The organism is Brevundimonas sp. (assembly GCF_036402095.1).
GTDB lineage: Bacteria > Pseudomonadota > Alphaproteobacteria > Caulobacterales > Caulobacteraceae > Brevundimonas.
Genome location: NZ_DASWTO010000179.1, coordinates 1 through 8,708, shown reverse-complemented (window position 1 = coordinate 8,708; position 8,708 = coordinate 1). Strand labels below are relative to the sequence as shown.

General features: G+C 68.0%; 7 protein-coding genes and 1 rRNA gene. 4 read left to right on the top strand and 4 right to left on the bottom strand.

Translation table 11 applies throughout. From position 1 onward, the window contains the following. Positions 1-687, top strand: a 687-nt coding sequence (locus tag VGD32_RS11975) for a hypothetical protein (RefSeq protein WP_414644420.1), incomplete at its 5' end; no start/stop codon positions are given. Positions 688-818: 131 nt separating this feature from the next. Here the strand turns inward: VGD32_RS11975 and VGD32_RS11970 are convergent. The 4 genes from VGD32_RS11970 to hfaA all read right to left on the bottom strand — a co-directional run bounded on the left by VGD32_RS11970 (position 819) and on the right by hfaA (position 6,467). Next, positions 819-3,698, bottom strand: coding sequence for a M16 family metallopeptidase (locus tag VGD32_RS11970; RefSeq protein ID WP_331032111.1), 2,880 nt, complete (start codon positions 3,696-3,698; stop codon positions 819-821). A gap of 138 nt (positions 3,699-3,836) precedes the next feature. Beyond that, on the bottom strand, positions 3,837-5,093 hold the full coding sequence (gene hfaD, locus VGD32_RS11965; protein WP_331032110.1) for a holdfast anchor protein HfaD: 1,257 nt from the start codon (positions 5,091-5,093) through the stop codon (positions 3,837-3,839). Beyond that, positions 5,020-6,036, bottom strand: a complete 1,017-nt coding sequence (gene hfaB, locus VGD32_RS11960) for a holdfast anchoring protein HfaB (RefSeq protein ID WP_331032109.1) — start codon at positions 6,034-6,036, stop codon at positions 5,020-5,022. Before hfaB ends, hfaD begins: the two co-directional genes overlap by 74 nt. Then, complete coding sequence (gene hfaA, locus VGD32_RS11955; RefSeq protein WP_331032108.1) at positions 6,033-6,467, bottom strand: holdfast anchoring protein HfaA; 435 nt, start codon at positions 6,465-6,467, stop codon at positions 6,033-6,035. Before hfaA ends, hfaB begins: the two co-directional genes overlap by 4 nt. Positions 6,468-6,516: 49 nt before the next feature. Here hfaA and VGD32_RS11950 point away from each other — a divergent pair, with 49 nt between their 5' ends. From VGD32_RS11950 to VGD32_RS11940, 3 genes are all read left to right on the top strand, one after another. Then, positions 6,517-7,290, top strand: coding sequence for a rhomboid family intramembrane serine protease (locus tag VGD32_RS11950; protein WP_331032107.1), 774 nt, complete (start codon positions 6,517-6,519; stop codon positions 7,288-7,290). Between the two features lie 49 nt (positions 7,291-7,339). Further along, on the top strand, positions 7,340-7,768 hold the full coding sequence (locus tag VGD32_RS11945) for a CBS domain-containing protein (RefSeq protein WP_331032106.1): 429 nt from the start codon (positions 7,340-7,342) through the stop codon (positions 7,766-7,768). 823 nt (positions 7,769-8,591) lie between these two features. Continuing rightward, positions 8,592-8,708 (top strand): 16S ribosomal RNA (locus VGD32_RS11940); the annotation flags it as partial.

Sequence of the window (8,708 nt, the reverse complement as noted above, 5' to 3'; positions counted from 1 at the left end):
CCGTGCTGTGGCGGCGGCGGCGACTTCAACGTCAATGTGAACGTCAACGCCAGCGCCGATGCCGGGGCGCGAAGCCGGGCGGGCCTGAACGCCCGGGCGGGCGGCAGCGTCTTCGTCTCGGGCGGCGGATCGGCCTATGTCACGGTCGACCAGCCCTATCCGACCACCATCAACGGCCTGACCGTCGAGGGTGCCCGGGTGCGCCAGGTCATTCGCGTGCCCTATGAGGCGCGCCGCCGGTGGGAGAAGCGGGTGGTCATCCGCGCCATCTGCATAGACGACCGCAACGTGCCGCATCCGGCGTCCCAGGTGCGGCCGGACCGGGAGGTCTACGCCGACTACGAGGGCGAACTGTATCGCTGCCTGGCCGGGACCCGGCTGCAGTACACCTGGGCCGAATATGTGAGCGACGCCGACTTTGGGCGTGGCGAGACGATGGATTGCCGCAAGGGCGAGGCGCTCTGGCACGGCCGCGGCGGCCAGGTGGAGTGCCGGGCCCAGAGGGCCGAGCGTGAGTGCAACGAACGCTCGCTGCTGCGCCGCTACGGAGCCGGGATAAAGATCCTGACGATGGTTCGGGAAGAGATCTACACCGAGTACCGCGAGGAAGTAGTCGAACAGGCCGGCGTCGCCGTGTCCGGCGCGTCCATCACCCTGGACGGCGGCGTCGGCGGCCGGGTTTTCTGACGCCAGTCTGAACATCGGCGTTCAGCCCGCCGTCATGGCGGCCTCGATAGGATGGCCTTCGTCGGCTCTGTCGACGATCCTGAGAAGCGACTGGCCCCGATCCGCAAGGACCGGGGCCTTTTTTCGTCGCCTTACGCCGCCGGAGCGGCCGCCGGGGTCTCCGCCGCCGGACGGGACGACGTCACGGTCGCACGCCAGGCCGTGTCGGCGCGCAGATACTGCCGGGCGAGGCGCTGGATGTCGGCCGGGGTGATGGCCTCCAGATCCGAGATGTGGGTCAGCGTCTGCTCTACGTCTTCCGGCCGGGCGGCGACGTCGGCCAACTGGGCCAGCCAGTATTCGTTGCTGGCCTGGCTTCGGCGCAGCGATTCGATGACCGGCAGGCGGGCGCGGTTCAGCTCGTCTTCCTCGACCGGTGCGTCTCGGAGGCCGGCGACGATGGAATCGACCGCCGCATAAAACGCGGGCAGGGCGTCCGTGGCTGTCTGGGCCGTGATCGAGATCGAGCCGTAGCCCTCGAACACGTCCGAGGCGCTGGAGCCCACGCCCGGCGAATATGCCAGCGCCTGCTTCTCGCGGATTTCCTCGAGAACACGCAGCTTCAGCACCTCGGCCAGGATCGCGACCTGGCGCGACTCGGTGCGGTCGCCCACGGCGTCGGTGGTCGGCCAGGCTATGTAGCCGAGCGCCTGTTCGGCCGGCCCGGTGTGGGTCAGCTGGACCGGCTCGGCCACCCCGGCGGGGAACCGGAGTTCGGTCGCGCCGGGCGCCGGCCGGGCGTCCGGCCCCCGGGGAGCAAGCGGCCCCAGCGTCGGAGCGACCGCCGCGATGGCGTCCTCGACCGTCACGTCGCCGACGACGACGACGTCGATCGGTCCTGACGACAGGCCGCTCGTGACGCCGGCGCGCAGGTCCTCAATGGTCCAGCCGGCGACGTCCTCCGCGCTGGGGAAGGACTGGCGCTTGTCGCCGCTTGCCAGCAGGCCGGATGCCTGAAGCTGGAAGGCGCCGCCGGGCGTAGCCATCTGCTGGGCGATGATCTGCGGGAAGAAGGCCTTGATCTGCTGGAACGGCGCCGGGCGCAGACCCGGATCGGTCAAATAGGCGGTCAGGACCTGCATCTCGAGCGCGAAATCCTGCGGCCGGGTCGCGCCGGACAGGCTGTAGGTGTCGCTGTCGACACCGAAGCCCGCCGAGTAGATGCGGCCGTTGAGGACGCGGCTGAGTTCGTCCGCCGTCAGCTTGCCGAGGCCGCCCTGCGTGAAGACCAGCGGCGCCAGCGCCTGCGGGTCCGACCGGTCCGTCGGCAGGCCAAGTTCGCCGATGCCGGTGCGGACGCTGACGAGGATCTGCTCGTCGCGGAAATCGGTCGGCTTCACCGTCAGGCGGACGCCGTTGGCGAAGGTGACCACGGTGGCGCCCAGTTCGGGGATCTCGCGGCGATCCTGGACGGCCCCGGGGGCGCCGAAGCTCGCGTAGGGCCAGTCGAGCTGCGCCTGGGCCGCGGGGGCGGTGACGGGAACCTGGCGCGACGCCTCGAGGGCGGCGGTGACGGCGGCCTCGCCGCCTTCGATCTCCACCGGCGTCACGACCAGGGCCAGCGGGCCGCCGCCTTCGAACACGGGTTTGATCGCCTGGTTGACCTGGGCGGCCGTAAGGCCCTCGACCGCGGCATTGAACAGATCGAGGTTGGTCTGGGGCGACGTGAAGACGCGCTCGTCGTTGACCGCGCCGACGATGCTGTTGGCGAGGGCGGGGGTGCGGCGGGTGGCGGCGGCGGCCACGGCGTTCTCAAGGCCCGCGCGGGCGTCGGTGATCTCGCGCTGAAGCTCCGCCTCGGACACGCCGAACTGCACCAGACGGCGCTGCTCCTGCTCGATCGCCTCAAGCGCACGCTTCCATTCGCCCGGGTTGAACTGGGCGGAGACCGAGGCGATGTCGAGGCTCTCGGCCAGGGTCGACTGTCCGCCGCCGGCCGAGATGAAGGGCGGGTTGTCGGCGCGGGCGATCTCGCCCAGGCGGCGGTTCAGTACGGCGACGCCGAGATTGCGCAGCAGGTTGTCGCGGCGTTCGGCCACGGTGTCGGGGTCGGTGTCGGGAGCCTTGATCCAGTTCAGCTGGATCGACGACTGGATGCCGGGCTCGACCAGAATGCGCGTTTCCGGATCGCGCGGCGCCACCGTGCCGAGGTCCGGCTCCGGCCCGGCCGTCCCCTTGGGCTCCCAGCTCTCGAAGGCCGCGCGGATCTTGGCCTCCATCTCGTCCACATCGAAGTCGCCGACGGCGACCATGGTGGCCCGGGATGGGCGGTAGTAGGCCTCGTAGAACTCAACGAAGCGCTCGCGCGGGGCGGTGCGGATGATTTCCAGGTCGCCGATCGGCAGGCGCTGCGAGATGCGCTGGCCGGGGGCGAGCAGGGCCAGTTGGGCCTTGATCGAACGCAGGCCAGGCGTGTTGCGCAGCCGCTCCTCGCCGGCGATGACGCCGCGCTCGGCGTCGACCGCATCCGGGGCCATCAAGGCCTCGGAGACCTGTTCGCGCATGATGCGCAGGCTGGTGTCGACCGTCTCGTCGTTGGTCCGCGGCAGTTCCAGCATGTAGATGGTCTGGTCGAAACCGGTGGAGGCGTTGGTATCGGCGCCGAAGGCCAGGCCCAGCCGCTCGAGAATGCGCAGCAGATCATTCTCCGGGATGTTGGTCGTCCCGTTGAAGGCCATGTGCTCCATGAAGTGGGCCAGGCCGAGCTGGTTCTCGTTCTCCATCAGCGAGCCGGCGTCGATGCGCAGGCGAAGGGACGCCTGGCCCGGCGGCGTGGCGTTACGCAGGATGGCGTAGCGCATGCCGTTGGACAGCTGGCCGAAGCGGACGTTGGCGTCGGCGGGAATGTCGCTGGCGCTCTGGGCCCAGGGCTCGTTCGGCTGGGCCGGGGCCTGTGCGAGGGCGGGAGAGGCCGTGACGAGCACCGCCATCGAGGCGGCGGCGAGAAGGAGCAGGCGACGAGGGGACCGCATGGTCGGCATTCTTTCCGATTGGCGCGAAGGCTCCCGGTCGGGGCCGCGCCGGACAAGGTTGAGGAGCTGCGATCCTCGACCGCCTGTGCCCCCGACAACCATTCAGCGACCCCGCAGGGCCGCTCAAGTTACGGAAGATTAATGTGAAGGGCGCGAGACGTAGAAGGTCGCGGAGTTGCCGACGGCGTTGGCGCCGGTGATCACCGCGCGGGTCGAGCCGGCGACCGTCGTATTGGCGGTGGCCGAGATGTCGCCCCCGTTGGTCTGGCTGTTGCTCGCCTCGAGATAGCCTTCGCACTCCGAGCAGGCGTAGCCGGTCACGCTGTTCCCGACCGCATCGGCGCCGACATAGACGTCGTAGCCGTTCGTGCCTGAGAAGGTGGCGGTGACCGCGACCCCGCCCGAGTTGAACTGGCTGCTGTCGATCTCGAGATAGATATCGTTGTTGCCGACCGACAGCTCGTTGGCCGCACCGCGGGCGTGGGCCTCGGCGCGTCCGTAGTCATAGGCGGTGGTCGTGGCGGCGGCGCGCACGAAGGCGGTGTTGTCCTGGCGGGACTCCGTCACGACGGAGCCGCCTTCATTGGAGAGCACGGCCTGGTTGGCGCTGGCGCGGGCGCGGCCGGCGAGGTCCCAGGCGTTGCCGGCGTTGGCGCTGGATTCGGCCTCGACGAAGGCGCCGGTCGAGGTCTGGACGATCCGGAGATCCTGACCCGAGGTCTGGCCGCTGTTCAGCTGGACCGCGTTGACGATGGCCTGACTCGAGACGACGGCCTCGGCCGGGATATATTGCGTCTCGATGCGGTTGTACGCGCGTACCGTGGCTGAGGACGACTGGTCGACCGCGCCCCCGACCGACGAGCCCTCGCCGTACAGGGCGACCTTGTTCGAGATCGCCGAGGCGTTGATGTAGGCGCCGTCCAGCAGGCGGGCGTCGTCGTCGCCCAGGTGCGACGTCGCGCTGACCAGACCGCCGGTGTTGGACTGGGTCGCGTCGACGGTCAGGTCCGAGTCGTAGGCGCTGACCGCCAGATAATTGCCTTGGGCCTGGGTCGTGGCGTTGACCACGCCGTGGGTGTCGCCGCCCAGCGTCATGTCCGTGGTGGCCACGGCGTCGCCGCGCATGTCCTGGTTGGACTGGACCGTGATGGTGCCGTTCTCGACCGCACCCGAGGCGCTGTTGCCCTGGGCCGAGGTGCTGACCGTGACCTGTTCCTGGGCGTCGACGACGTTCAGCGTCTGGTGCGAGAAGACATCGCCCAGCTGCAGCTGTTCGTTCAGGACGATGGTGCCGCCGGGCGGCGGGGTCTGCGCGGCGGCCTCAGTAGCGGCTGCGGCGCACAGCGCCGTCGCGGCGATCGTGCCAGCGAGACGGATCCGCGCGGGTATCGCCATTGTTCGTTCCCGTGTTGGGGTAGGCTGGATAATAGCCGCCGGTCGGCCCGGTTGTGCCGCCCAGCGGGTCGGGCCCGGCGGAGAGGCAGATTTCCGGGCCCGGCGCGCCGTACAGGTTGGCCATGAATTCGACCGTGGCCCGTTCAATCAGCGCGCGTACCGCCAGCTGGACCGGTTCGAGGCCGCCTTCTCCGGCGGAAATGTCGAAGACGTTGCCGTTGAGGAAGTCGAACACCCCGGCCGAGACCTCGCGGCCGATGATCTGCTTCTGGTAGGAGACAACGTCGACGACCTCGAGCGTGGTGGTCTGGACCAGGCGCAGGTCGATGGCGATGTTCATCACGAAGGCCTTGCCGGCGAAGGCCGTGGACAGCGGCGTGTCCGTGCTGGCCTGGCCTGCAGCCATGTCGAAGCCGCCAGAGCGGATGTTGTAGTTCACCTCGGTGATGCCGCCGACGATGTAGAAGTCCGAGCCCGGCACCTGCCCGGCCAGAATCCGGCGATACTCGTTGTCGTCCGCCCCGCCCGGGCCTTCGTCGCCGATCAAGCGGTTGTTGGCGTAGCGCAGCTCCATCTCCGAAACCGAGGTGTCATAGCGCTCGACCTGGCGTGCGCCGGCCTTGGCCAGGGCGGTCATCGCCATCTGGGAAGCTCCGCCGGTGATCTGGCGTCCGCCGTCGGCCGAAACCGTGCCGGTGTAGTCGCTGATCCGGCCCACGGCCATGCGCGGCGACGGCAGGTCGTAGCGCCGCGCATAGTCCGCCATGCAGTACAGGGCGGCCGAGTATGGAGTGGGGTTGGCCGTCACCGGAGCATTGCCGATCGGGGTGGCGTACATGCCTTGGGGGCCCGCCGACGCGGATATGCAGCCGCCCAGAAGCGCGGCGACGGCGCTGGCGACGACGACGGTCTTCAGACGTCGGGCGGTCTGGCCGTGAATCATGGAAGCCTCAGGGTGCCGTTCAGGCTGGTTCCGGCGGTGACGTTGCCGTTGTTGATCTGCGTCGAGTTGACGATGACCGTGTTGTGATTGCCCTGGACGACGACGTTCAGGCTGTTGCCGATCGCGGTCGATCCGCCGATCGCCGTGCCGCCCTGGCCGCCGACACCGGAAAACGTCGACGAGACGCCGCCGGTGGCGCTGGAATAGCTGCTGGCCCCGGCCTGGATGATGCCGTCTACAATCAGGCGGTTGCCGTTCTGATCCCGGGTCGAGCCGGTCTGGGGGCGGGCGGTGGTATAGCGCGATCCGCCATAGCCTGCCTGATAGGCGCCCATGCCCGACGAGCCCGCCGACTGGGCCGCGGCGATCGCCGGCAGGGCGAGGGCGACGACGCCGAGGAACGCGGGGATGGTCTTCAGCCGGATGGTCAAGGCGAACCTCCACAGGCGGGCATGGTTTACGGGTCGGCAAGCAACCCCCGTGCCAATCTGGATCATGGTTATTAAGAACCGCTTGCCATGCTGGCCGGCGGACGGCGAAGACGCCTTCGCACCATTCCGGAGCCGACCGCTGACACCTCAACCCCACGAACCCGCGATCAAGCTGCCGTGGCAGGCGGTGACGCTCGGGCTGATCATCGCCGCCGCCTATGCGGCCCAGCAGGGATACGGCGGCGGCTCGCCCGAACCTGCGGCCATGCTCTATGGCCTGAGCCCGGAAGAGCTGTGGAACGGGGGAGGGAGCGGCCTCTTCACCTATATCCTTCTGAACGGCGGGCTGACCCAGGTGGTGCTCGCCGTCGTCATGTCGGTGATTCTGGCGACGCCCTTGGCGCGCCGCATGCCTGGCGTGACCGGTCTTCTCGGCCTGTTGTCGTTCTTTCTCCTGTGCGGCGCCGCCGGTGGTCTGGTCTTCGCCGTCCTGGATCCTGCAGGGCAGGATGTCCTGATCGGTTCCTCCGCGGCGGTGTCAGGCCTGCTGGCGGGGGCCTTGAGGACGGCCGGGCGGCGGGACGGGGTCGGTCCATTGAGCAACCGGCTGCTGCTGGCCGTCGGCGGCGTGTGGCTGGCGGTCAATCTGGTGGCCGCGTTCACGGACGTGATCGGGCGCAGCGCCTTCAGCCAATACGGTTGGCAGGCTCATGTCGGTGGTTTCATCGCCGGCGCGCTGTTGGCCGGACCCTGGCTCCGGCTGTTCGGTTCACGCCGGACGTCATTTGATTCCCCGCCCGATCTGCGCGACCCTTCGGCCTGAAGCGGCCCGTCCGCGGCCGCGCTCTATATATAGAGAGGGAGGAGCCGCGATGCTGGTCGCCGAAATTCTCAAGGACAAGGGCGACGCCGTGTACAGCATCCGCCCGGATGTGCGGCTCGGCGACGCGTGTGGCGAGCTGGACCGGCTGAAGGTCGGCGCGCTCATGGTCTGCGACGCGGACCGCGTGGTCGGCGTGCTGTCCGAACGGGACGTGGTCCGGGCCGTTGCGACTCGCGGCGGCGGGGCGCTGGATTTGCCGGTGTCGGACTTCATGACGGCCGAGGTCGTATTCGCGGCCCCGGCCGAAAGCGTGGCGATTCTGATGAGCCGGATGACCGACCGGCGAATCCGGCATCTGCCCGTGCTCAGGGACGGGCGGCTGGCCGGGGTGATCTCGATCGGCGACGTGGTCAAATGCCAGATCGCCGAGGCCACCCGCGAGGCCGAGTCTCTTCGCACCTATATAGCGGCGGGCTGACAGGCGTTTCCGCACCGGGGCCCACCGGCCTGGGCCATCCCGCCGACCGGGATTCTGCGAGAAAGTTCGGGATTCTGCAGGAATCGGGTTGCGGTCCAAAAGGCCGCTGCGTATATCGCCGCCTCGCTCGGAAACGGGCCGGCCGCCGGGGCCGCGGAGACGAAAGTCTCCAGGGGTCCCCGGGAAGAAAGTCGCGAAAGCGGGTTGCTTCCTTAAGGCGTTTCGGTTAGGTTCCGCGCTCCAATCGAATCGTCGGACGAAACAGAGGCAAGCCTCTCGGCTTTCCAGACGGTTTTTTGCGGCCCGAAGGCTTCGGTCTTCACGCTCCGCGAAATGGCTGAAAAAGCCCGGTTGACACGGAGAAACGGTCTCTTTAGAGAGCCGCCTCCGCCGCCCCTCCAGGGTGGTTTGCAGAGAGAGGTTCTTCTTTAAAAAGAACCACTTGACGCAGGAAAATGAGGCGGTAAACACCGCCTCCCTCGCCTCCGGGCGGGGCCGCTGAAAAGAGGTTCTTCTTCGGAATGACCGCTTGACACGGGAAAGCGAGGCGACTACATCGCCGCCTCCGCCGCAACCGGGCGCTAAACGGTGGGATCGGGCTTCCGGTTCCGGGTCTTTGAAATCGTTGATCTGGAAAGAGAAACGCAGGCGGCGGTGTCCTGGCGACAATCCTAGAGATTGTCTCGACACTGACAACTGCGGTCTTTTTGAAAAGACACCATGACGTCCTCTTCGGAGAGACGTTCGTGGGATCTCGTCAAGAATACGTAGAACTAATGCCAACCGGCCTTCGGGTCGGTCTGCTTAGGTCAGATAGTCAACTCAACCTGAGAGTTTGATCCTGGCTCAGAGCGAACGCTGGCGGCAGGCCTAACACATGCAAGTCGAACGAACTCTTCGGAGTTAGTGGCGGACGGGTGAGTAACACGTGGGAACGTGC

Coding starts and splice junctions, on each gene's coding strand:
- hfaB (WP_331032109.1), bottom strand. CDS start 6,036: ATGATTCACGGCCAGACCGCCCGACGTCTGAAGACCGTCGTCGTCGCC.
- hfaD (WP_331032110.1), bottom strand. CDS start 5,093: ATGGCGATACCCGCGCGGATCCGTCTCGCTGGCACGATCGCCGCGACG.
- VGD32_RS11945 (WP_331032106.1), top strand. CDS start 7,340: ATGCTGGTCGCCGAAATTCTCAAGGACAAGGGCGACGCCGTGTACAGC.
- VGD32_RS11970 (WP_331032111.1), bottom strand. CDS start 3,698: ATGCGGTCCCCTCGTCGCCTGCTCCTTCTCGCCGCCGCCTCGATGGCG.